Genomic DNA, 21,500 nt, shown 5'->3' on the forward strand with positions numbered 1-21,500 from the left:
CCGGCCGGCCCCGGGTCAGCGCAGGATGCGCAGGTTGAACGGGTACCGGAACGGACGGCCCTTGGACACGTGCGAGGCGCCCATCACGCCGTAGACCGCCATGGCGGCCCACGTGAGCGCGCCGAGGATCGCGAAGATCGGGCCGACCACCGGCAGCAGGGACAGGAAGAAGAACAGGAGCGTGATGAGCGTGGGCGGCCCGGAGAAGTTCAGGGCCTCGCGCGACTCCTGCGAGGTGAACGGGCCGCGGTCGCGGTAGAGCAGCCACACGACCAGCGGGCCGAGCACGCCGAACGCCAGACTGAGGTGGGCCAGCGCCGCGCGGTCACGGTCCTGCTTCGCCGTGAGCGGGGCGCCGCGGCCGCCGGCCGAGACGAGCCAGGCGGGCGGGCCGTGGCCGGTGCGGCCGGCGTCGGGCTGCGCGCGGGTGTTCACGAGGGGCTCCTCCTGGATCGCGGGACCCGCGCGCCGGGGACCGGGCGCAGGGCATGGGCCAGCATAGCGCGGGCGGGCGGGGGCCGCGCCGAGATCAGTGCTCGGGTGCGGCGGTGAGGAAGTCGATGAGCTCCTCCACGCGGCCCAGCAGGGACGGCTCGAGGTCCGCGTACGTGGTGACGTGGGAGAGCAGCCGCTTCCACCCCAGCCCCGTGGCCTCCTTGCTCCCGTGCGGCCAGCCCAGTCCCCGCAGGATCCCCGTCTTCCAGTCCTGCCCCTTCGGCACGACGGGCCACGCGGGGATGCCGAGGACGGAGGGCTTGATGACCTGCCAGACGTCCACGTAGGGGTGACCGAGGATGAGCACGTTGCCCGCGGCCCCCGGCACGCGCATGGCCTCGGCCGCGAGGCGCTCCTCCTTGGACCCGGTGACGAGATGGTCCACGAGGATCCCGAGCCGGCGCCGCGGACCGGGGGCGAACGCACGGATCGCCCCGGCGAGGTCGTCCACGCCGTGCAGGGGCTCCACGACGATGCCCTCGAGGCGCAGGTCCTCGCCCCACACCTTCTCCACCAGCTCGGCGTCGTGCACGCCCTCCACCCAGATGCGAGAGGCGCGGGCGGTGCGGGCCCGCGCCCCCTCGACCCGTCGCGAGCCGGAGGCGGTGCGGGCCGGCGCCGCCGGGGCCGCGGCGGTCGGGGGGACCAGGGTCACGGGCTCGCCGTCGATCCAGAAGCCGCCGCCGAGGGGGAAGCCGCGGCGCACGCCGCGGCGGTCCTCCAGGACCACCACGTGCACGCCGCCGGAGCGCTCGATGCCGATCACGGCCCCGGTGAACCCGGAGGCCACGTCCTCGACCACCGTGCCGGGGGTGGCGGGCACATCGGGGACGGTCCGGGCGGGGCGGCGCGTCAGGTCGTCGTGGCCCGCGGGGCCCCAGCTGCTCCAGTCCATGGGAGAGCACGGTAGCAACGGGGGCGGGCGATCACCGTGAGCGAAGCCGTGCGGGCCGGTCGGGTCGTCCCCCGGGTCGGACGGTAGCATTGGCACTTGACCCGCCGGAGTGCCAGCCAGGGGCACCTCCGGGGTCGCCCCGGATCCCGACGGACCAGAGGAGGACCGAGATGTCGGAGCAGCCCCGCCGCCTGCAGGTGCTCCAGGCGATCGTGGAGGACTACGTGGCGCTGCGCGAGCCCGTGGGCTCCAAGGCGCTCGTGGAACGGCACGCCCTGGGCGTGTCCTCCGCGACCGTGCGCAACGACATGGCTGCGCTCGAGGAGGAGGGCCTCATCGTGGCCCCGCACACCTCCGCCGGGCGCGTCCCCACGGACAAGGGCTACCGCGTGTTCGTCGACCGCCTCTCCGAGGTGAAGCCGCTGTCCCCGGCCGAGCGCCGGGCCGTGCGGACCCTGCTGGACCCGGAGACGGACACCGAGCACATGATGGAGTCCACGGTGCGCCTCCTGGCCCAGCTGACCCAGCAGGTCGCCGTCGCGCAGTTCCCCCACGAGGACGGCTCCACGATCCGCCACCTCGAACTGGTCTCCCTCGCGCCCACGCGCGTGCTCGTGGTCCTCATCCTGTCCACGGGGCGGGTGGACCAGCGGCACGCCGTGCTGGACCGTCCGGTCGACGAGGCGGAGCTGTCCGTGCTCCGCGGCCTCCTGCTGGACGCCCTGCTGGGGCTCGGTCCGGTGCAGGCGGCCACCGTGGTGGACGACGTCGTCACCCGGGTCCGCCCGGAGCACCGGCAGTCCGCCGCCCTCGTGGCCGCGGCCGTCCACGACCTGCTCGAGGCCGGCCGGCAGGACCGCATCGTGCTGGCCGGCACCGCCAACCTGGCCCGCTCCCCGGGGGACTTCGGCGCGTCCATCGGGCCGATCCTGGAGGCGCTCGAGGAGCAGGTGGTGCTGCTGCGCCTGCTCACGGAGATGGAGCAGGACGCCCACGGGGTGTCCGTGCGGATCGGGTCCGAGAACGCCGGATCGCTCGCGGACACCTCGGTGGTCGCGGCCGCCTACGGCCCCGGCGCCGTGGCGAAGGTCGGCGTCATCGGTCCGACCCGGATGGACTACCCGGGCACCATGGCCGCCGTCCGGGCGATCGCCCGCTATCTCTCCCGCATCCTGACCACCTGACGCGCCTCCACGCGTCCTGGCGGGCCCCGTCCCGCATCGCCCCACGTCCCGCTCTCCCCGAGAGGAATCCCCACCGTGACCGACCACTACGAGACGCTCGGCGTCAGCCGTGACGCCAGCACCGAGGAGATCCGCCGCGCCTACCGCAAGCTCGCGCGCACCCACCACCCGGACGTCAACCCCGACCCGGAGGCGGCCGAGCAGTTCAAGCGCATCTCCCACGCCTACGAGGTGCTCTCGGACGAGGGCCGGCGCCGGGCCTACGACACGACGGGCAACGAGAACGGCCAGGCCGGCTTCCCGGGCGGCTTCGGCGGGGCGGGCGGCTTCGGGGGCTTCGCCGACATCTTCGAGACCTTCATGAACGCCGCCGGCCAGGGCGGCCGCGGCGGCCCCGCCAGCCGCGCCCGCCGCGGCCAGGACGCCCTGGTGACCGCGCGGATCGACCTGCGCGACGCCGTCTTCGGCGGCGAGCAGACGATCGAGCTGGACACGGCCGTGCGCTGCGATCGGTGCGAGGGCTCGTGCTGCGAGCCCGGCACCCAGCCGGAGACCTGCCAGACCTGCCATGGCCACGGCATGATCCAGCGCCCCGTGCGGTCGCTGCTGGGCACCGTCATGGCCACCGAGGCCTGCCCCGCCTGCCAGGGGTTCGGCACCGTCATCCCGACGCCCTGCCACGAGTGCGACGGGCAGGGCCGCGTCCGCACCCGGACGCCGCTGACCCTGCGCATCCCCGCGGGCGTGGACGACGGCACCCGCATCCACCTCGCCGGCCGCGGCGAGGCCGGCCCGGGCGGCGGCCCGAACGGCGACCTCTACGTGGAGATCGCGGTCCGCCCGGACGAGACCTTCCGCCGCGAGGGCGACCACCTGGCCACCACCGTGACCGTCCCCATGGCCGCCGCGGCCCTGGGCACCACCGTCACGCTGGACACCCTGGACGGCAAGCAGTCCCTCAGCCTGGACCCGGGCGTGCAGTCCGGCCACGTCGAGGTCCTCCACGGCCTGGGCGTCGGTCGCCTGCGCGGGCAGGGCCGTGGCGACCTCAAGGTGGACGTGGTGGTCACCACGCCCACCGACCTGGACGACGAGCAGCGCCAGCTCCTGGAGCGCCTGGCCGAGGTGCGCGGCGAGGAGGTCGTGCACGGCGCACCCCAGGCCAAGGGCATGTTCGCCCGGCTGCGGGAGAACCTGAGGAACCTGTGACCGCCCCCCTGTTCCACCTCGAGCCGGGCGCCCTGGCCGGCGCGAGCGCGGGCGCGGAGGTCGTCTTCGACGGCGCCGAGGCCCGGCACGCCGCCGCGGCCATGCGCCTGGCCCCCGGGGAGGCCGTGCTCCTGGCCGACGGGTCGGGCACGCTCGGCCACGGCACCGTGCTCGCGGCCGCCCCGGACGCGGTGTCCGTGCGGCTGGACGCGGTGGCGGAGGAGCCGGCGCCCACCCCGGCGCTCGTGCTCGTCCAGGCCCTCGCCAAGGGCGACCGGGACCTCATGGCGGTCCAGGCCGCCGTCGAGCTCGGCGTGGACGCCGTGGTGCCCTGGGAGGCGGAGCGCTCGATCGTCCGCTGGAAGGGCCCCAAGGCCGCCAAGGCCCGCCAGAAGTGGGCGGACACGGCCCGCGCGGCCGCCAAGCAGGCGCGTCGCGCCCGGGTGCCCGCGGTCCGAGACCACGTCTCCGGGACGGCGGTCGCCGGGCTGGCCCGGGACGACGACGGCGGCCGGCTCGTCCTCGTGCTGCACGAGGACGCGGAGCACGGGGTGTCCACGGTGCCCGCGGAGCGACTCTCCGCGGCCGCCGAGATCGCCGTCGTCGTGGGCCCCGAGGGCGGGATCGGCCCGGCCGAGCTCGAGGCCTGCGTGGCCGCGGGGGCCGTGCCGGTGCGGCTCGGCCCGCACGTGCTGCGCGCCTCCACGGCCGGCCCCGCCGCCCTCGCCGTGCTCCAGCACCGGCTCGGCCGCTGGTGAGCCCCGGCAGGACGGCGCGCCGACGCCTAGACTGGACGGGATGTCCCGCCCCCGCGACCCCGAGGTGATCCACCCCATCGTGACCGTGCCCCCCACGACCCCGACCCCGCCCGCCACCGCGCACGAGGGGGTCGCGTTCGAGTCCGCCGACCTCATGGTCCGCACGCTCGGACCGCAGGACGCCCTGCTGCGGATCCTCGGCGGCGTGTTCCCCACCGTGGACGTCACGGTCCGCGACCAGCGGCTGGACCTGGCCGGGCCGGTGGCCGAGGTGGCCACGGTGCGGCGCGTCGTCGAGGACCTGCGCTCGATCGCCCGCCGCGACCAGGCCGTCACCCCCGAGGTGATGGGCCAGGTGGTCCACCACGTCCGCGACGCCGCCACCGGGCGCGGCGCGGGTCAGCTGCACCTGGACTCGATCCTCTCGGGCCGGGGCCGCCGCATCCGCGCGAAGACCCTGCACCAGCAGGACTACGTGGAGGCGATCGACCGCTCCACCGTCGTCTTCGGCATCGGCCCGGCCGGCACCGGCAAGACCTACCTGGCGATGGCCAAGGCGGTGCAGGCGCTGCAGGCCAAGGAGGTCAACCGCATCATCCTCACCCGCCCGGCCGTCGAGGCCGGCGAGCGGCTCGGCTTCCTGCCCGGCGGGCTCTCCGAGAAGATCGACCCGTACCTGCGCCCTCTGTACGACGCGCTGCACGACATGATCGAGCCCGAGTCGATCCCGCGGCTGATGGAGGCCGGGACCATCGAGGTCGCCCCGCTGGCGTACATGCGCGGCCGCACCCTGAACGACGCGTTCGTGATCCTCGACGAGGCCCAGAACACCACCGGCGAGCAGATGAAGATGTTCCTGACCCGCCTCGGCTTCGGTGCCCGCATGGTCGTCACAGGCGACACCTCGCAGGTGGACCTGCCGCGCGGCACCCAGTCCGGCCTGGCCCAGGCCGTCGAGGTGCTCGAGGGGATCGAGGGACTGGAGATGGTCCGCTTCGACTCCTCCGACGTGGTCCGGCACTCGCTGGTGAGCGCCATCGTGGACGCCTACGACGCCGCCCGCGGCCCCGCGGAGCGGTCCCAGAAGCGAGGAGGGGCCCGCCGTGGCCGTTGAGATCCTGAACGAGTCGGGGATCGAGGTCCCCGAGGACGCGCTGCTGCGCATGGCCCGGCACGTGTACGCGCGCCTGCACGTCCACGAGCGCGCCGAGACGGCCGTGACCGTCGTGGACGCCGTACGCATGGCCGAGCTGCACGAGGAGTGGATGGACCTGCCCGGGCCCACCGACGTGATGAGCCTGCCCATGGACGAGCTGACCCCCGGCTCGCCCGAGGCGCCGGCCGAGGGCGTGCTCGGCGACGTCGTGCTCTGCCCCGAGGTCGCCGCAGAGCAGGCGGCGCGCGGCGGGCACTCCCGTGACGACGAGCTGCTCCTGCTGCTCACCCACGGCATGCTCCACCTGCTCGGTTACGACCATCTCGAGGACGCCGAGCGCGAGGAGATGTTCACGCTCCAGGATCGGCTCGTCTCCGAGGTCCTGGGGCGGCCCGCCCCGGCCCCCACCGTCGAGGATTGACGGCACCGCCCATGCTGACACCCGCCGTCCTCTTCGCCCTCTTCCTGGTCTTCCTCGGCCTGACCTGGACGCTGTCCCTGGCCGAGTCCGCGTTCTCCTACCTCTCCCGGCGGGACGCGGAGGACATCGTCCGCGAGCGACCCGGCTCCAAGGTCCTGGAGATCGCCCGTGAGCGGGAGAGCCACCTCGGCGCCCTGCGGGTCTGGCGCTTCGTCGCCGAGGCCCTGTCGGCCGTCTGCCTGACCGCGGCCGCCGACGCGGTGGTGGACGACACGTGGCTCGCCGTGGCGATCGCCGCGGTCGTGCTCGTGGGCGTGGCCGCCCTGCTGGGCGTCTGGAGCCCGCGGCCGATCGGCTCCCGCAACGAGGCCGCCGTCGCCCGCCGCCTCGGCGGGCTCGTGTGGGTGCTCCGCCGGGCCCTGGGCCCGCTCGCCGCCCGCCTGGACCGGGACCGGCGCCGTCGCGAGGTCGAGCCGGAGGACGAGGACGACTTCCAGGAGCGCCACCTGCGCGAGTTCGTCGCCCGCGCCCACGACGCGGACGTGCTCGCCGACTCCGAGGCGGAGCTGATCCAGTCGGTGTTCTCCATGAACGACACCATCGTCCGCTCCGTCATGGTGCCGCGCACCGACGTCGTCACGATCGACGCCGACCACACGCTCGGCCAGGCCATGGCCCTGTTCCTGCGCTCCGGCAACTCCCGCATCCCGGTGATCGGCGAGGACGCCGACGACATCCGGGGCATGCTGCACCTCAAGGACGTCACCCGCGCCCTGCACCACGACAGCGCTGCGACCGACACCCCCGTCACCGAGGTCATGCGCGACGTCCGCTTCGTCCCCGAGTCGAAGTCCGTGGCCACCCTCCTGCAGGAGCTGCAGCGCGAGTCCACCCACGTGGCCGTGGTGGTGGACGAGTACGGCGGCACGGCGGGGCTCGTGACGCTCGAGGACCTCATCGAGGAGATCGTCGGCGAGATCTACGACGAGGACGACCACCCGGACCGCCCCGAGGTGGAGTTCGTCGCGCCCGGCGTCTACTCCGTCGACGCGCGCATGGGCATCCACGACTTCCGGGAGGAGTTCGAGCTGCCGGAGGAGGACGAGGACGACGACGTCGACACGGTCGGCGGCCTCCTGGCCAAGGAGCTCGGCCGCGTCCCGATCCAGGGCTCGCGCGTCGTGGTCCAGGGGATCGAGCTCGTCGCGGACACCCTCGAGCCCCGCCGCAACCGGGTCGCGCGCCTGCGCGTCTCCGAGACCCCCGACCGCCCGGTGCGGCTGCGCCGGCGCGAGGAGCAGGCCCACGGCGCCACGCCCGCCGACCCCGTGGCCTGAGCCGGCCGCCCCACCCCACGCCCCGCCTGACAAGGATGACCCCATGACCGATCTCGTCGATCCGGCCCGCGCCGCGGACGGCTTCCGTTCCGGCTTCGTCTCGCTCGTGGGCCGGCCGAACGCCGGCAAGTCCACGCTCACCAACGCGCTGGTGGGGGAGAAGGTGGCGATCACCTCCTCCAAGCCGCAGACCACGCGCCACACCATCCGCGGGATCGTCCACCGCGAGGACTTCCAGCTCGTGCTCGTGGACACCCCGGGCCTGCACCGGCCCCGCACCCTGCTCGGCGAGCGCCTCAACGACCTCGTGGCGGAGACGCTCAACGAGGTCGACGCCGTGGGCATGTGCCTGCCGGCCGACGAGGCGATCGGTCCCGGCGACCGGTTCATCGCCCAGCAGCTCTCCTACCTGCACCGCACCCCGGTGGTCGCCGTGGTGACGAAGACGGACAAGGTGGGCCCGGAGCAGCTCATGGCGCAGCTCGTGGCCGTGACCGCGCTGGGCGACGAGGTCCTCGGGCCGGAGAACGGCGGGGAGGGCTTCGCGGCCGTCGTGCCGGTCTCGGCGGTGGCCGGCCGCCAGGTCGACGACGTCCTGGGCGTCTTCGCGGGCCTGCTGCCGGCCGGGCCGCCCCTGTACCCCGACGGCGAGCTCACGGACGAGCCGGAGGCGGTCATGGTCGCCGAGCTCATCCGGGAGGCGGCCCTGGAGGGAGTGCGCGACGAGCTGCCGCACTCGGTGGCCGTGGTGGTCGAGGAGATGTCCCTGCGCGAGGACCGCCCCGCGGATCGGCCCCTCATGGACGTGTGGGCGAACGTCTTCGTCGAGCGGGACAGCCAGAAGGGCATCATCATCGGCAAGGGCGGCTCCCGGCTGCGTGAGATCGGCGCGCAGGCGCGGGCGGGCATCGAGCGCATGCTCGGCACCAAGGTGCACCTGGACCTGCGGGTCAAGGTCGCCAAGGAGTGGCAGCGCGACCCCAAACAGCTCGGCCGACTCGGCTTCTGAGCCGGAGGCCCCGGCCCGGGCGCGCACGCGCCGGAGCGGGCCGCCGTCGTCGTGCGTCACACGGGGACGGCCTCCTGTGGCCCGGCCCACCTCGGTGCTAGGGTCGGGGGCATGTCCCTCCGCCTCGCGACGACAGCGCCGGCCACGGCCCGCCTGCTACTTCCCGGCCGCACGGGGTCCCCGTGCCAGGCCGTGATCCACGCCGCCTGAGCGCATGCGGAGGCAGGACGCCTCCCCCCGGACCGGACACCCCGTGCGGAGCCCCTGACCTCCCGGTCCGGCCACCGACCACCCACCTTTCGCGCGCCCGCCGCGCGCACGTCGAGGGAGAACACGCATGAGCGCCCATCTGCAGAAGTCGTCGGGGATGAAGTTCCACAAGTACGTCCCGTTCCAGGACCAGATCGAGGTCGCCCTCCCGGACCGCACCTGGCCGGACAAGGTCATCACCGAGGCACCACGCTGGTGCGCCGTGGACCTGCGCGACGGCAACCAGGCCCTGATCGACCCCATGGGCCCCGAGCGCAAGCTGCGCATGTTCCAGCTGCTCGTCGGCATGGGCTTCAAGGAGATCGAGGTCGGCTTCCCGTCCGCCTCGCAGACCGACTACGACTTCGTCCGTCAGCTCATCGAGGGCGACCACATCCCGGACGACGTCACCATCCAGGTCCTCACGCAGTCCCGTGAGCACCTGATCGAGCGCACCTTCGAGGCGCTCGAGGGCGCCGACCGGGCCATCGTGCACCTGTACAACTCGACGTCGGTGCTGCAGCGCCGCGTGGTGTTCCGGCAGGACGAGGACGGGATCGTGGACATCGCGACCTCCGGCGCGCGCCTGGTGAAGAAGTTCGAGGAGCAGCTCAAGGGCACGCAGATCACCTACGAGTACTCGCCCGAGTCCTACACGGGCACCGAGCTCGAGTTCGCCCGGCGCATCTCGGACGAGGTGGCCACGGTCCTGGAGGCCTCCACCGACCGCAAGATGATCCTGAACCTGCCGGCGACGGTGGAGATGTCCACCCCGAACGTGTACGCCGACTCGATCGAGTGGATGCACCGCAACCTGGAGCACCGTGACTCGCTCATCCTCTCCCTCCACCCGCACAACGACCGCGGCACGGGCGTGGCCGCCGCCGAGCTGGGCTACCTGGCCGGGGCGGACCGCATCGAGGGATGCCTGTTCGGCAACGGCGAGCGCACCGGCAACGTGGACCTGGTGACGCTGGGCATGAACCTGTACTCGCAGGGCGTCGACCCCATGATCGACTTCTCCGACATGGACCACATCAAGCGCACGGTCGAGTACTGCAACCAGCTGGCCGTGCCCGAGCGCTCGCCCTGGGGCGGCGACCTCGTCTTCACGGCCTTCTCCGGCTCCCACCAGGACGCCATCAAGAAGGGCTTCGAGGCCATGGAGGTCGACGCCAAGGCGGCCGGCACCGACGTGGACGGCATCCCGTGGGCCGTGCCGTACCTGCCCATCGACCCGAAGGACATCGGCCGCTCCTACGAGGCCGTCATCCGCGTGAACTCGCAGTCCGGCAAGGGCGGCGTCGCCTACCTGCTCAAGTCCGAGCACAACCTGGACCTGCCGCGCCGCGCGCAGATCGAGTTCTCCCACGTCATCCAGGATCTGGCCGACGCCCAGGGCGGCGAGGTCTCCGGCGCCGACCTGTGGCGCGTGTTCCAGGACGAGTACCTGCCCGCCGACGCGGCGGAGGCGCAGTGGGGCCACTACCGGCTCCGCTCGGTCTCCTCGGCCTCCGGCGAGGACGGCGCGTTCCGGATGGAGGCCGAGCTCGAGGTCGACGGCGTCACGCAGACCCGCGCGGCGCAGGGCAACGGCCCGATCGACGCGTTCCTGCGCATCCTCGGCGAGGAGGGCGTGGACGTCCGCGTGCTCGACTACTCCGAGCACGCACTGTCCGAGGGCGGCGCGGCCATGGCCGCCGCCTACGTGGAGGCGGCCGTGGGCGACCGTGTCCTCTGGGGCGTTGGCCTGGACCACAACACCACCACCGCCTCGCTGAAGGCCGTGGTGTCCGCGGTGAACCGCGCCCTGCGCGCGTGAGCGGCTCCGGCTCCTCTTGGCGGGGTGCGCGGCACGGCGGCTACGCGGCGAACTCGTTCCGCACCGAGGCCATCGTGCTGCGCACCCACCGTCTGGGGGAGGCCGATCGCATCGTCGAGGCGCTCACCCCCGAGCACGGCCTGGTCCGGGCCGTGGCCAAGGGGGTGCGCAAGACGTCCTCCCGGCTGGGCTCGGTGGTGGAGCCGTTCATGCACTCCACGCTCCAGCTCGCGCGCGGCCGGGGCGAGCTGCACACCGTGAGCCAGGCGCAGCTGCTGCACCCGTACGCAACGATGCTGGCCGCTGACTACGACGCCTACACCGTCGCCGGCGCCCTCGCCGAGGCCGTCGAGCGGGTCCCCGCGGTGGACGACGACGGTCGGCGCGCCCAGTACCGCCTCTTCCACGGCGCGCTGGCCGCGCTGGCCCGCGGTGCGCACGACCCACGCCTGATCCTGCACTCGTTCCTGCTGCGCGCGCTCGCCCAGGCCGGCTGGGCCCCCACCTTCGACCGGTGCGCCCGCTGCGGCGCCCCCGGCCCGCACACGGCGCTGCACGTGGGCCTCGGCGGGGCCGTCTGTCTCGAATGCAGGCCACCCGGTGCCGCGCACCCAGCCCCGGAGACCTTCGACCTGCTCTCGGCCCTCGCGGCGGGGGACTGGGCCACCGCGGACGCCTCCGGGGCCCCCGCCCGCCGCGAGGCGGCCGGTATCGTGGCCGCGTACCTGCAGTTCCACGCCGAGCGGCGCCTGGTGTCCCTGTCCGTCCTGGACCAGGACCTCGGCCTCCCCGCCCCGCGCGTCGAGAGGAGACCATGAGCGCCGACCGAGCCCCGCAGTCCCCGCCGCCGCACCCCTCGGGTGCGGTCGCCCCGCGGATCGACCCGCGTTTCGTGCCCCGGCATGTGGCGATCGTGATGGACGGCAACGGACGGTGGGCCAACCAGCGCGGCCTGCCGCGCACCGAGGGCCATCGGGCCGGCGAGGCGGCGCTGCTGGACGTCGTCGCCGGGGCGGTGGAGCTGGGGATCGGCCACGTGTCCGCGTATGCGTTCTCCACGGAGAACTGGCGGCGCTCGGCGGAGGAGGTGCGCTTCCTCATGGGCTTCTCCCGGGACGTGCTGCGCCGGCAGCGGGACACCCTGCACTCGTGGAACGTGCGGATCCGGTGGAACGGGCGGGCCCCGCGCCTCTGGACCCCCGTGATCCGGGAGCTGCAGGAGGCCGAGGAGCTCACGCGCCACAACACCGGCACCACCCTGCACATGTGCGTGAACTACGGCAGCCGGGCCGAGATCCTGGACGGCGTCCAGGCGATCGCCGAAGAGGTCCGGGCCGGCCGGATGCGGCCGGGGGAGATCAGCGAGGACGTCATCACCCGCTACCTCGACCGCGGTTTCCGCACGGGTCAGGACGTCGACGTCGTCCCGGACGTGGACCTGTTCCTGCGGACCTCGGGGGAGCAGCGCCTGTCCAACTATCTGCTGTGGCAGTCCGCCTACGCGGAGCTGCTGTTCCTGGACGTGCTGTGGCCGGACGTCGACCGGCGGACCCTGTGGGCCGCCGTCGAGACCTACGCCCGCCGGGACCGCCGCTACGGCGGCGCCGTGGACACCCCTCAGCCGGCACCGTCGTCCGGCGCGCCGGACTCGGCCTCGGACGCCGACGGCGGCGCGTAGGCGCCCAGCCACGTGAGCGTCGCGGCACCGGCCGCCTCGCGCACCGACGCGGGGGAGGCGAACACGTCGTGCAGCGCGTCGGGGAGCCGGTGGACGGTCACCCGGTCGCCGAGCCGCAGGGAGCGGCGGGCCATGGCGTCGGGGTCCAGGACGATGTCCGAGGTCAGCATCGCCTCGGCGTAGGACGTGCCCCGATGCCCGCGCGCGGAGACGAGCACGAGGATCGGCACGGTGACGTCGAGCCGCCCGGCCACGGCCCGGTGCCCCGAGAGGACCGCACTCAGCCAGGCGGCCGGCACCTCGAACGCGTGCGGGGGACGCCAGAGCGGGTGCAGGTCCCATTCGCCCTCGGCCTGGTCCGAGAGGGTGCGCCAGTAGTGGTCGATGCGCGGCAGTGTGAGCATGGCGTAGGGCTTCATGGCGGAGACGGGCCCCACGATGGACTTCGCCAGCAGGCGCACCCCCGCGCTGCCCTGCATCTCCAGCCACGGGCTGTTGAGCACGAGCGCGGCGAGGCGGCCGGGATTCCGGTCCGCCCACAGCGCGGCGATCAGCCCGCCGGTGGAGTGTCCCATGAGGATGGGCGGCAACGGGTGGTCCTGGGCGATGGTCTCGAACGCGGCCTCGAGGTCCGCGTCGTAGCGGGCCAGGTCGTCCGTCCAGCCGGGCGTCTGTCCCGTGCGCAGCGAGCGGCCGTAGTGGCGGAGGTCGACGGCGTGGAAGGCGTAGCCGGCGGCCTCGAACGCGTGGGCGAGCGGGGCGTTGTAGAAGTAGTCGCTCCAGCCGTGCACCGAGAGGATGGGCCGCCGGGCCGGGTCACGGGCGGCGTCGGTGCGCGGACGCACCACTGTGACAAGGTTCTGTCCTTGTTCATCGGTGTCGAGGCCGAGCGTGCATCGTTCGAAGCCCGGCAGCCCGTCCGGGACCCAGCCCAGGCCCGGCGGATCGTCGAGGAACGGGCGGGTGTCCTCCTCCGTCGGTCCGCCGGCGGGTGCGCCGTGCGGGGCGGAGGGGTCCGGGGGCGGCGGCTGGATCGGGTCACGGGCCATCCGACCACTCTAGGAGGACCCCGGACGGGCGGGAGGCCCGTGCGAGGATGGGGGCATGCAGCTGCCTGATCCCAAGTCCGCCGTCGACGGCCTCCTGACCTCCCGTGCGCCTCGCCTGTACCCGCCCTTCTTCCGTGCCGTGTTCGGCGGCATGGACGCGGAGCAGGCGCACCATCGGGGCTTCGACGCGATCCGGCTGGTCGAGCGCACCGGGGCGTCCGCCGCCCTGCGCGCCGCCTTCCGCCCGGACCCGATGCTCGCGCGCACGGTCATGGGCCTGCGGTTCCCGACGCCCTTCGGCCTGGCCGCGGGGTTCGACAAGGACGGCCGGGGGACCGCCGCTCTGGCCGACCTCGGGTTCGGCCACATCGAGGTCGGCACGATCACGGCGCAGCCGCAGCCCGGCAACCCGCAGCCGCGACTGTTCCGTCTCGTGGACGACCGGGCGCTGGTCAACCGCATGGGCTTCAACAACGACGGCGCGGCGGCCGTCGCCCCCCGCCTGGCGCGGACCCGGCAGACACTGGAGCGCCGCTTCGGCCCGGCCCGGCCGGTCCTGGGCGTGAACATCGGCAAGACCAAGGTGGTCCCCCTCGAGGACGCGGCGGACGACTACCGGGCCTCGACCCGCCTGCTCGCGCCCCACGCCGACTACCTGACGGTCAACGTGTCCTCGCCGAACACGCCGGGGCTGCGCCAGCTGCAGGAGATCGACGCGCTGGAGCCGATCCTCACGGCGGTGCGCGAGGAGGCCGACCGTGCGGTCCCGGACCGACGCGTGCCGCTGACCGTGAAGATCGCCCCGGACCTGGCGGACGACGACGTGCGCGCCGTCGGGGCGCTCGCCGAGCGCCTCGGACTCGACGGCGTCATCGCGACCAACACAACCGTCTCCCGGGAGGGCCTGCGCACCCCGCGTGCCGACGTGGACGCCCTGGGCGCGGGCGGCCTGTCCGGCGCCCCGCTCCAGGAGCGGTCGATGCGGGTGCTGGAGGTCCTGCGGGCGGCGCTGCCGACGGGCACCGCCGTCGTCAGCGTGGGCGGCGTGACGGACGCCGACGACGTCCAGGCCCGCCTCGACGCGGGCGCGGACCTCGTCCAGGGCTACACCGCGTTCCTCTACGAGGGCCCGTTCTGGGCCGGCCGGATCACCGCCGGGCTGGCCCGGTCCCTGCGGGGCTGACGGTCTGCTCGCCGGGGACGCGACGGCCCGGACCCACCGGCGTCCGGGCCGTGGCGCGGTGTCGTGTCAGGCGGGGTACTCGCCCCGCTTGACCTGGGGCTTGGGCAGACGCAGGCGGCGGAACTGCAGGGCCCGCATGATGCCGTAGAAGCCGGTCCCGGGCTCCGGCGTGCCGAAGCGCTCCGTGAGGCCCTTCTTGATGTGCCGGCTGACCAGGAAGCTCTCGATGAGCACGAGGGCCACGAGGACGTACAGGCTGATCATCAGGATCAGCTGCGCCTCGCGGCCGGGGATGAACATGAGCACGACGTAGGCGAAGACGACGGGCATGAGCCACTCGCCGATGCCGGTGCGCGCGTCCACGTAGTCACGGACCCAGCGCTTCTGCGGCCCCTTGTCGCGTGCCGGGAGACCGCGCTCGTCCCCGGTCTCCAGCGCGGCGCGCTGGCGCATCCGCTCCTGGGCCATCGCCTGACGCTCGGCCTTGCGAGCCGCCTTGCGATCTTCGGGGACCAGGGTGCGACGGCGCGCGGCCTCCTGGTCGCGGCGCCGCGGAGTCGGGCCCTTCTTGCCCTGCGAGCGGTCGCGCGGCCCGGCCTCGGCCACGGCGGCGCCCTCGGCGGGAGCGGCCGAGGAGCCGTGAGTCGAGGGGGCGGGCGCGGTCTCGGGGGTCTTGTCTCGCTTGAACACCCGTCCAGTCTAGTGGTGGGGCGCGTCCGGACCGCCCGGGGGCACGACCCTCGGCCCGGCCGCCGTCTACGCTGGCCGTCATGACTGACATCACCTCCCGTGCGCCGCAGGACGCGGCCCTCGTCTCCGCCGTCCGTGAGGCCGTCGAGGCCCGTTTCCCGACGACCCTCCAGACCCTCACCGACCTCGTGGCGATCCCGGGCATCGCCTGGGACTCCGCGGACCGCACCCAGCTCGAGCGGTCCGCGGAGGCCGTCGCGGGCCTGCTGCGCGAGGCGGGCCTGCAGGAGGTGGAGATCGTGACCGAGACCCGCGACGACGGCCGGCCCGGCGGGCCGGCGGTGATCGGCGAGAAGCCCGGCGCCTCCGACAAGCCCACTGTCTTGTTGTATGCCCATCATGACGTGCAGCCGATCGGGGACGAGGACCTCTGGGACACCCCGCCGCTCGTGGCCACCGAGCGCGGCGGGCGGCTGTACGGCCGCGGCGCCGCCGACGACAAGGCCGGCATCATGGTCCACCTCGCCGCCCTCGCCGCTCTGCGGGACGTCCTGCCCGACGCCGGCGTCGGCGTCCGCGTCTTCATCGAGGGCGAAGAGGAGGCCGGCTCGCCCACCTTCCGCACCTTCCTGGAGAAGCACCGGGCGCGCCTCGACGCCGACGCGATCGTGGTCGCGGACTCGTCCAACTGGGCCGTGGGGGAGCCCGCGCTGACCACCTCCCTGCGCGGGCTGGTGGACGGCACGGTGACCGTCCGGGTGCTCGACCACGCCGTGCACTCCGGCATGTTCGGCGGGCCGGTCCTGGACGCCGTCGTCCTGCTCTCGCGGCTGATCGCCACGCTCCACGACGCGGACGGCGCGGTCGCCGTGCCCGGCCTCGAGCCGCGGCAGACCGCGGGCCTGGACTACCCCGAGGACGTCTTCCGTGCGGACGCGGGCGTGCTGGACGGGGTGACCCTGGCCGGCCGCGGCCCGGTCGCGGACCGGCTGTGGAACGCTCCCGCGCTGAGCATCATCGGGATCGACGCGCCCTCGGTCGCGGAGTCCTCGAACACGATCCAGCCCGCGGCGCGCGCGAAGTTCTCGCTGCGCCTGGGCCCCGGCATGGAGCCCGCGGAGGCCTTCGAGGCGCTGCGCACCCACCTGGAGGCGCAGTCCGCGGCGGTGCTCGGCGCGGAGATCACGGTCACCGCGGGGGAGTTCGGTCAGCCGTTCACGACGGACACCTCGGCCCCCGCCGCGGCCGCGATGATGGCCGCCCTGGAGGACGCCTGGGGCGTCGAGCCCCGGGCGATCGGCATGGGCGGCTCCATCCCGTTCACCGCGGACCTCGCCGAGGTCTTCCCGGAGGCCACCCTCCTCATCACGGGCGTGGAGGACCCGGACACGCGGGCGCACTCGGCCAACGAGTCGCTGCACATCGACGACTTCCAGCGGGCCGTCGTGGCCGAGGCGCTCTGGCTCGCGCGGCTGTCCGCGTGAGTGCCGCCCGGCCCGTCGGTGCGGCGGGCCGGGAATACTCCGTGGGCGGCTAGTGTTGTCCGGGAGACCACACGCGCGTGACGGCCCCGTCCGCGCCCCATGATCTGAGGAGGTCACGATGGCTCTGTCCGCAGAGGAGACCGGCGTCGAGATCGGCGCGACCCAGGACGCCGAGGGCCTGCCCCCGCACGAGGTCGAGCTGACCGACGTGGCGGCCGGCAAGGTGCGCTCGCTGCTCGAGCAGGAGGGCCGCACGGACCTGCGGCTGCGCGTCGCCGTGCAGCCGGGCGGCTGCTCGGGCCTGATCTACCAGCTCTACTTCGACGAGCGCGTCCTCGACGGCGACACCGTCCGTGACTACGACGGGGTCGAGGTGATCGTCGACAAGATGAGCGTGCCCTATCTCATGGGCGCGACCATCGACTTCGACGACACCATCTCGAAGCAGGGCTTCACGATCGACAACCCCAACGCGGGCGGCTCGTGCGCCTGCGGCGACTCCTTCCACTGATCTGCGGGCGCCCGGAGCGCCTCGGACCGCGAACCGGCGGGTCGGCCTCGGCCGGCCCGCCGTCGTCGTGCCCGGGCGTCGCACCCAGGAGGCTCGGACCCGACTCCCAGACACGATCGGCACGTGTCACGGTGCGGAGAATCCGCGCGTTTCGGCTTAGACTGGCTCTGAATCATCAGGGCATACCCGTGCTCCCTGCGAGGACGCTGCGAGAAGTCGCCGAATCGCCGGGGGAGCGGGGACGCCCCTCGCACACGAGATGAAGAGGAAGGCCGTCTGTGAGAGCACAGAATGACGCCGGACGTCGGACTCGCCGCCGCTGGACCGCCGGTGCCGTGGGCACCACGGCGCTCCTGGTGCTGACCGGCTGTTCGGCAGAGGTCCAGCGCGGCTGGTACCCCGGCACCCGGGACACCACCAACCACAACGCCCAGCTCACCGACCTGTGGGTGAACTCCTGGATCGCGGCCCTGGTCGTGGGCCTGCTCGCCTGGGGCGCCATGATCTGGTGCATGGTGGCCTACCGCCGCCGCAAGAACGACCAGGGCTTCCCGAAGCAGACGGCCTACAACGTGCCGCTCGAGACCATGTTCACGGCCATCCCGATTCTGATGGTCTTCACCCTCTGGGGCTTCACCGACCGCGTCCAGACCGAGGTCGACCGCCCCGTGGACGACTCGCCGCTGACCGTCACCGTGTACGGCAAGCAGTGGTCCTGGGACTTCAACTACTCCTACGAGCAGGAGAACGGCGAGGTCATCGAGGCCCACTACTCCGGCATCCAGGCCCAGCTGGACGGCACCGAGGGCGTGCGTGACACCCTTCCGGTCCTGTACCTGCCGAACGACGTGCCGGTGCACTTCGAGCTGAAGTCCCGCGACGTGGCGCACTCCTTCTGGATCCCGCAGTTCCTCCAGAAGCGCGACATGATCCCCGGCAAGACCAACCACCTCTACCTGACCCCCCAGGAGCTGGGCAGCTACGACGGCAAGTGCGCCGAGCTGTGCGGCGAGTACCACTCCGAGATGCTCTTCAACGTCGAGGTCGTGGACGAGGCCGAGTTCGTGGACCGCCTCGAGGAGATGGAGCCGGGTCAGGTGGGCGAAGAGTACAGCCGCAACCCCAACAACAACCCTGACGGCGCCGGGACGATGGAGCGCGATCTCCAGACCCCCCGCGGTGGAGGTAGCCACTGATGACCACTTACGAGTACGCAACGGATGAGGTGCGCTCACAGGCGCAGCCTCGTGTGGTGCCCCGTTCGCTGGGCAAGATCGTCGTCAGCTGGCTGACGACGACCGACCACAAGGTGCTCGGGTACATGTACCTGATCACGTCCTTCATCTTCTTCTGCATCGGCGGCGTCATGGCCCTCATGATCCGCGCGGAGCTCTTCGAGCCCGGCATGCAGATCCTGCAGACGAAGGAGCAGTACAACCAGCTGTTCACCATGCACGGCACGCTCATGCTGCTCATGTTCGCGACCCCGCTCTTCGTGGGCTTCGCCAACGTGCTGGTGCCGCTGCAGATCGGCGCTCCGGACGTGTCCTTCCCGCGTCTGAACGCCCTGGCGTTCTGGTTCTTCCTGTTCGGCTCGCTCATCGCGACCGCCGGCTTCCTCACCCCGCAGGGTGCGGCCTCGTTCGGCTGGTTCGCCTACGCCCCGCTCTCCAACACCACGTACTCGCCGGGCGTCGGCGGTGACCTCTGGGTGTTCGGTCTGGTCCTCCAGGGCTTCGGCACGATCATGGGCGGCGTCAACTTCATCACCACGATCCTGACGATGCGTGCTCCTGGCATGACGATGTGGCGCATGCCGATCTTCACCTGGAACACGCTCATCACCGGCATCCTGATCATGGTGGCGTTCCCGCCGTTTGCCTCCGCGCTCTTCGCGCTGGGCCTGGACCGTCGCTTCGGCGGCCACATCTTCAACCCGGAGAACGGCGGCGCCATCCTGTGGCAGCACCTCTTCTGGTTCTTCGGCCACCCCGAGGTGTACATCATCGCCCTGCCGTTCTTCGGCGTCGTGTCGGAGATCATCCCGGTGTTCTCCCGCAAGCCGATCTTCGGCTACAAGTCCATCGTGTTCGCGACGACGGCGATCGCCGCGCTCTCCGTGACGGTGTGGGCGCACCACATGTACGTGACCGGCGCCGTGCTCCTGCCGTTCTTCTCCGTGATGACCATGCTCATCGCGGTCCCGACCGGCGTGAAGTTCGTGAACTGGATCGGCACCATGTGGCGCGGTTCGATCACCTTCGAGACCCCGATGCTGTGGACGCTCGGCTTCATGGTCACCTTCCTGTTCGGTGGCCTGACCGGCGTCATCCTGGCGTCGCCGCCCCTGGACTTCCAGGTGTCCGACACGTACTTCGTCGTGGCGCACTTCCACTACGTCGTCTTCGGCACCGTGGTGTTCGCGATGTTCGCCGGCTTCTTCTTCTGGTGGCCGAAGTTCACCGGCAAGATGCTGAACGAGCGTCTCGGCAAGATCCAGTTCTGGATGCTGTTCGTGGGCTTCCACGGCACGTTCCTGATCCAGCACTGGCTCGGTGTCATCGGCATGCCCCGTCGCTACGCGGACTACATGGTGGAGGACAGCTTCCAGGCGATGAACGCGTTCTCCTCGGTGTTCTCCTTCGTTCTCGGCGCGTCGCTGATCCCGTTCTTCTGGAACGTCTACATCACCTCGCGCTATGGCAAGAAGGTCACCGTGGACGACCCGTGGGGCTTCGGCGCCTCGCTCGAGTGGACCACTTCGTGCCCGCCGCCGCGGCACAACTTCCACTCCCTGCCGCGCATCCGCTCCGAGCGTCCGGCGCTGGATCTGCACCACCCGGAGCTCTTCCCGCACTCGCCTCAGAACACGTCTGAGGCCTTCGGAGAGAAGGTCGCCCAGTGAAGGTCGCAGCCAACATCTTCTGGATCATCGGCCTGTTCTTCATCGCAGCCGCCACCCTCTACGGGTTCTGGGTCGAGTGGACCGAGTGGGCAGGCATCCCGGCCATCTACGCCGTGGGCGGGATGTCCTGGATGATCGCGTGGTACCTGAACGTCACCGAGCGGAAGTACGGCGTCGGGCCCGCCGATGATGCGGACGGCCAGATCGCCGACTACGCCGGCACCTACGGCACCTTCGCTCCCTGGAGCTGGTGGCCGCTGGGCCTCGGCCTGGCCTGCGCGATCATCGTGACCGGTCTGGCCGTCGGCTGGTGGATCTTCATCATCGGCGTCATCGCGGGCGCCTACTTCACCTTCGGGTGGGTCTACGAGTTCTCTCGGGGCAAGTACGCCCACTGACCCGACCGTCGTCGAACGCCGCAGGCCGGACCCCTTGGGGTCCGGCCTGCGGCGTTTTCATGCCGCGTGTGCTGCGGAGCGACACGGCGCCGTCGCGGGCAGCCAGCTCCTGCGCCGCGGGGCCGGTCACGGCGACCGGCCTACTCGCCGCTCGGGGGCCAGGCGTGGTGCCCGGGTGAAGGGTTCGCCTGGTGGCCCGTCCCGCTGTCTCGTGGTCTGCGTAGGCCCGGGCATCGACCGCCGCGCAGAGTCAGCGGCGCGCCAGGAGCGCCTCACCGCGCTGCCCATGACGACGTCTGCGTGCCGCGGCGGCACTTGAATGGGCCGTCCCGTCGCGCGTCCCGTTGATGCCCGTGCCCGCGACTCCTACGCCGCTCTCAGCGGCCGGAACGAGCCTCGTCACGTAGAGACCGGGCAGGGGAGTCGCACGGGGTGCAGGCCAGCAGGGCCGTCGCTTGTGACGGTCCACGTGGCGAGGTGAGGGTGACACTTTCGGTGGGCGCCGGACGAGGCCCCCTCCGCCCCCTCTGCACCGTCCGAGGGGGCGGGGCCGGCCCGGCCTCCGGAGAGCCCTGTCAAGGGCCATTGAGTTCTGCCCATAGGCGGCCAGKGTTWCWYCMCKMTSRKGGMCATCAGAACTGCCCACTGGTGGCCAGCTGGTTTGCCCGTTTGGGTGGTGGTGCTGGCCACCGTGATGGGATCAGTTCAGTGGCATGACTCCCTTCCCGGCCATTGCCTGGGTCATCCGTACGGAGTCTCCGGTGGTCTGGCACACGTGGGCGTGGTGCAGGAGCCGGTCCACGGTGGCGGTGGCCAGGGTCTTGGGCATCAGCTCGTCGAAGCCGGCCGGGTGCAGGTTCGAGCTGATCGCTACGGAGCGTTTCTCGTAGGCGGCGTCCACGATGCGGTAGAGGCCCTCGGCGGCATCGTCGGCGACCGGCAGCAGGCCGATGTCGTCGATGACGATCAGGTCGGCGCGCAGGATTCGGGCGACGGCTTTGGTGATGGTGTCATCGGGCCGGTGGGCCCGGATCATCGCCCCGAGGTCCTCCAGGGTGAACCAGGCC

The 21,500-nt window shown here is 72.5% G+C and carries 21 protein-coding genes; 16 read left to right on the forward strand and 5 right to left on the reverse strand.

The features are described from left to right. Positions 1-15: 15 nt before the first annotated feature. A complete protein-coding gene (locus tag G6R13_RS07845; protein ID WP_002854682.1) occupies positions 16-435 on the reverse strand; it encodes a DUF4870 domain-containing protein in 420 nt (139 codons plus the stop codon). 94 nt (positions 436-529) lie between these two features. Beyond that, positions 530-1,390, reverse strand: coding sequence for a DUF3097 family protein (locus tag G6R13_RS07850; protein ID WP_010078617.1), 861 nt, complete (start codon positions 1,388-1,390; stop codon positions 530-532). A 170-nt stretch (positions 1,391-1,560) separates the two neighbouring features. Between G6R13_RS07850 and hrcA the strand changes: the two genes are divergently transcribed. From hrcA to G6R13_RS07900, 10 genes are all read left to right on the forward strand, one after another. Continuing rightward, complete coding sequence (hrcA, locus tag G6R13_RS07855) at positions 1,561-2,574, forward strand: heat-inducible transcriptional repressor HrcA (RefSeq protein ID WP_036317200.1); 1,014 nt, start codon at positions 1,561-1,563, stop codon at positions 2,572-2,574. Between the two features lie 75 nt (positions 2,575-2,649). After that, positions 2,650-3,783, forward strand: a complete 1,134-nt coding sequence (gene dnaJ / locus G6R13_RS07860; protein ID WP_036317203.1) for a molecular chaperone DnaJ — start codon at positions 2,650-2,652, stop codon at positions 3,781-3,783. Then, on the forward strand, positions 3,780-4,541 hold the full coding sequence (locus G6R13_RS07865; protein WP_095695745.1) for a 16S rRNA (uracil(1498)-N(3))-methyltransferase: 762 nt from the start codon (positions 3,780-3,782) through the stop codon (positions 4,539-4,541). Before dnaJ ends, G6R13_RS07865 begins: the two co-directional genes overlap by 4 nt. Positions 4,542-4,581: 40 nt before the next feature. Continuing rightward, positions 4,582-5,655, forward strand: coding sequence for a PhoH family protein (locus G6R13_RS07870; protein ID WP_095695744.1), 1,074 nt, complete (start codon positions 4,582-4,584; stop codon positions 5,653-5,655). Then, positions 5,645-6,118, forward strand: coding sequence for an rRNA maturation RNase YbeY (gene ybeY / locus G6R13_RS07875; protein WP_163721335.1), 474 nt, complete (start codon positions 5,645-5,647; stop codon positions 6,116-6,118). Before G6R13_RS07870 ends, ybeY begins: the two co-directional genes overlap by 11 nt. Positions 6,119-6,129: 11 nt before the next feature. Continuing rightward, complete coding sequence (locus G6R13_RS07880) at positions 6,130-7,455, forward strand: hemolysin family protein (protein WP_163721336.1); 1,326 nt, start codon at positions 6,130-6,132, stop codon at positions 7,453-7,455. Positions 7,456-7,498: 43 nt separating this feature from the next. Further along, positions 7,499-8,464, forward strand: coding sequence for a GTPase Era (era, locus tag G6R13_RS07885; RefSeq protein WP_002854662.1), 966 nt, complete (start codon positions 7,499-7,501; stop codon positions 8,462-8,464). A 337-nt stretch (positions 8,465-8,801) separates the two neighbouring features. Then, positions 8,802-10,535, forward strand: a complete 1,734-nt coding sequence (gene leuA, locus G6R13_RS07890; protein ID WP_095695742.1) for a 2-isopropylmalate synthase — start codon at positions 8,802-8,804, stop codon at positions 10,533-10,535. Beyond that, positions 10,532-11,353 (forward strand): DNA repair protein RecO, encoded by an 822-nt coding sequence (gene recO, locus G6R13_RS07895; RefSeq protein ID WP_041103746.1) that lies wholly within the window; start codon positions 10,532-10,534, stop codon positions 11,351-11,353. The genes leuA and recO overlap by 4 nt, the downstream gene beginning before the upstream one ends. Further along, the gene (locus G6R13_RS07900) at positions 11,350-12,213 is read left to right on the forward strand and encodes an isoprenyl transferase (protein WP_036336549.1); all 864 of its coding nucleotides are present in this window, start codon (positions 11,350-11,352) and stop codon (positions 12,211-12,213) included. The genes recO and G6R13_RS07900 overlap by 4 nt, the downstream gene beginning before the upstream one ends. Here G6R13_RS07900 and G6R13_RS07905 read toward each other — a convergent pair. Continuing rightward, positions 12,153-13,262, reverse strand: a complete 1,110-nt coding sequence (locus G6R13_RS07905) for an alpha/beta hydrolase (RefSeq protein WP_073116435.1) — start codon at positions 13,260-13,262, stop codon at positions 12,153-12,155. The two genes, G6R13_RS07900 and G6R13_RS07905, sit on opposite strands and share 61 nt — an antisense overlap. 55 nt (positions 13,263-13,317) lie before the next feature. Between G6R13_RS07905 and G6R13_RS07910 the strand changes: the two genes are divergently transcribed. Next, complete coding sequence (locus G6R13_RS07910; protein ID WP_060973665.1) at positions 13,318-14,445, forward strand: quinone-dependent dihydroorotate dehydrogenase; 1,128 nt, start codon at positions 13,318-13,320, stop codon at positions 14,443-14,445. 66 nt (positions 14,446-14,511) lie between these two features. On the opposite strand, the gene G6R13_RS07915 is transcribed toward G6R13_RS07910, so the two are convergent. Further along, positions 14,512-15,135, reverse strand: a complete 624-nt coding sequence (locus G6R13_RS07915; protein ID WP_095346465.1) for a DUF3043 domain-containing protein — start codon at positions 15,133-15,135, stop codon at positions 14,512-14,514. A gap of 80 nt (positions 15,136-15,215) precedes the next feature. Between G6R13_RS07915 and G6R13_RS07920 the strand changes: the two genes are divergently transcribed. The 5 genes from G6R13_RS07920 (at position 15,216) to G6R13_RS07940 (ending at position 20,433) form a co-directional block, all read left to right on the forward strand. Next, positions 15,216-16,619, forward strand: coding sequence for a dipeptidase (locus tag G6R13_RS07920; protein WP_143740082.1), 1,404 nt, complete (start codon positions 15,216-15,218; stop codon positions 16,617-16,619). A 118-nt stretch (positions 16,620-16,737) separates the two neighbouring features. After that, positions 16,738-17,130: an iron-sulfur cluster assembly accessory protein gene (locus G6R13_RS07925; RefSeq protein WP_163721337.1), complete on the forward strand. Its 393-nt coding sequence runs from the start codon at positions 16,738-16,740 to the stop codon at positions 17,128-17,130. A 335-nt stretch (positions 17,131-17,465) separates the two neighbouring features. Next, positions 17,466-18,326, forward strand: coding sequence for a cytochrome c oxidase subunit II (gene coxB, locus G6R13_RS07930; RefSeq protein WP_080772565.1), 861 nt, complete (start codon positions 17,466-17,468; stop codon positions 18,324-18,326). After that, positions 18,326-20,035, forward strand: a complete 1,710-nt coding sequence (gene ctaD, locus G6R13_RS07935; protein ID WP_101962534.1) for a cytochrome c oxidase subunit I — start codon at positions 18,326-18,328, stop codon at positions 20,033-20,035. Before coxB ends, ctaD begins: the two co-directional genes overlap by 1 nt. Further along, complete coding sequence (locus tag G6R13_RS07940; RefSeq protein WP_036315109.1) at positions 20,032-20,433, forward strand: cytochrome c oxidase subunit 4; 402 nt, start codon at positions 20,032-20,034, stop codon at positions 20,431-20,433. Before ctaD ends, G6R13_RS07940 begins: the two co-directional genes overlap by 4 nt. Before the next feature lie 700 nt (positions 20,434-21,133). On the opposite strand, the gene G6R13_RS07945 is transcribed toward G6R13_RS07940, so the two are convergent. Next, a partial coding sequence (locus G6R13_RS07945; protein ID WP_163721339.1) for an ATP-binding protein occupies positions 21,134-21,500 on the reverse strand: 367 nt, incomplete at its 5' end.

The sequence above is a fragment of the Micrococcus sp. Alg238-R198 genome (assembly GCF_900537135.1).
Lineage (GTDB): Bacteria > Actinomycetota > Actinomycetes > Actinomycetales > Micrococcaceae > Micrococcus > Micrococcus luteus.

What these genes read in the sequence shown, in the direction of transcription:
- G6R13_RS07910 (WP_060973665.1), top strand. Translation starts at nt 13,318, where the DNA reads ATGCAGCTGCCTGATCCCAAGTCCGCCGTCGACGGCCTCCTGACCTCC.
- G6R13_RS07880 (WP_163721336.1), top strand. Translation starts at nt 6,130, where the DNA reads ATGCTGACACCCGCCGTCCTCTTCGCCCTCTTCCTGGTCTTCCTCGGC.
- G6R13_RS07900 (WP_036336549.1), top strand. Translation starts at nt 11,350, where the DNA reads ATGAGCGCCGACCGAGCCCCGCAGTCCCCGCCGCCGCACCCCTCGGGT.
- G6R13_RS07870 (WP_095695744.1), top strand. Translation starts at nt 4,582, where the DNA reads ATGTCCCGCCCCCGCGACCCCGAGGTGATCCACCCCATCGTGACCGTG.
- hrcA (WP_036317200.1), top strand. Translation starts at nt 1,561, where the DNA reads ATGTCGGAGCAGCCCCGCCGCCTGCAGGTGCTCCAGGCGATCGTGGAG.
- G6R13_RS07905 (WP_073116435.1), bottom strand. Translation starts at nt 13,262, where the DNA reads ATGGCCCGTGACCCGATCCAGCCGCCGCCCCCGGACCCCTCCGCCCCG.
- G6R13_RS07850 (WP_010078617.1), bottom strand. Translation starts at nt 1,390, where the DNA reads ATGGACTGGAGCAGCTGGGGCCCCGCGGGCCACGACGACCTGACGCGC.
- leuA (WP_095695742.1), top strand. Translation starts at nt 8,802, where the DNA reads ATGAGCGCCCATCTGCAGAAGTCGTCGGGGATGAAGTTCCACAAGTAC.
- ctaD (WP_101962534.1), top strand. Translation starts at nt 18,326, where the DNA reads ATGACCACTTACGAGTACGCAACGGATGAGGTGCGCTCACAGGCGCAG.
- G6R13_RS07925 (WP_163721337.1), top strand. Translation starts at nt 16,738, where the DNA reads ATGGCTCTGTCCGCAGAGGAGACCGGCGTCGAGATCGGCGCGACCCAG.
- era (WP_002854662.1), top strand. Translation starts at nt 7,499, where the DNA reads ATGACCGATCTCGTCGATCCGGCCCGCGCCGCGGACGGCTTCCGTTCC.
- G6R13_RS07920 (WP_143740082.1), top strand. Translation starts at nt 15,216, where the DNA reads ATGACTGACATCACCTCCCGTGCGCCGCAGGACGCGGCCCTCGTCTCC.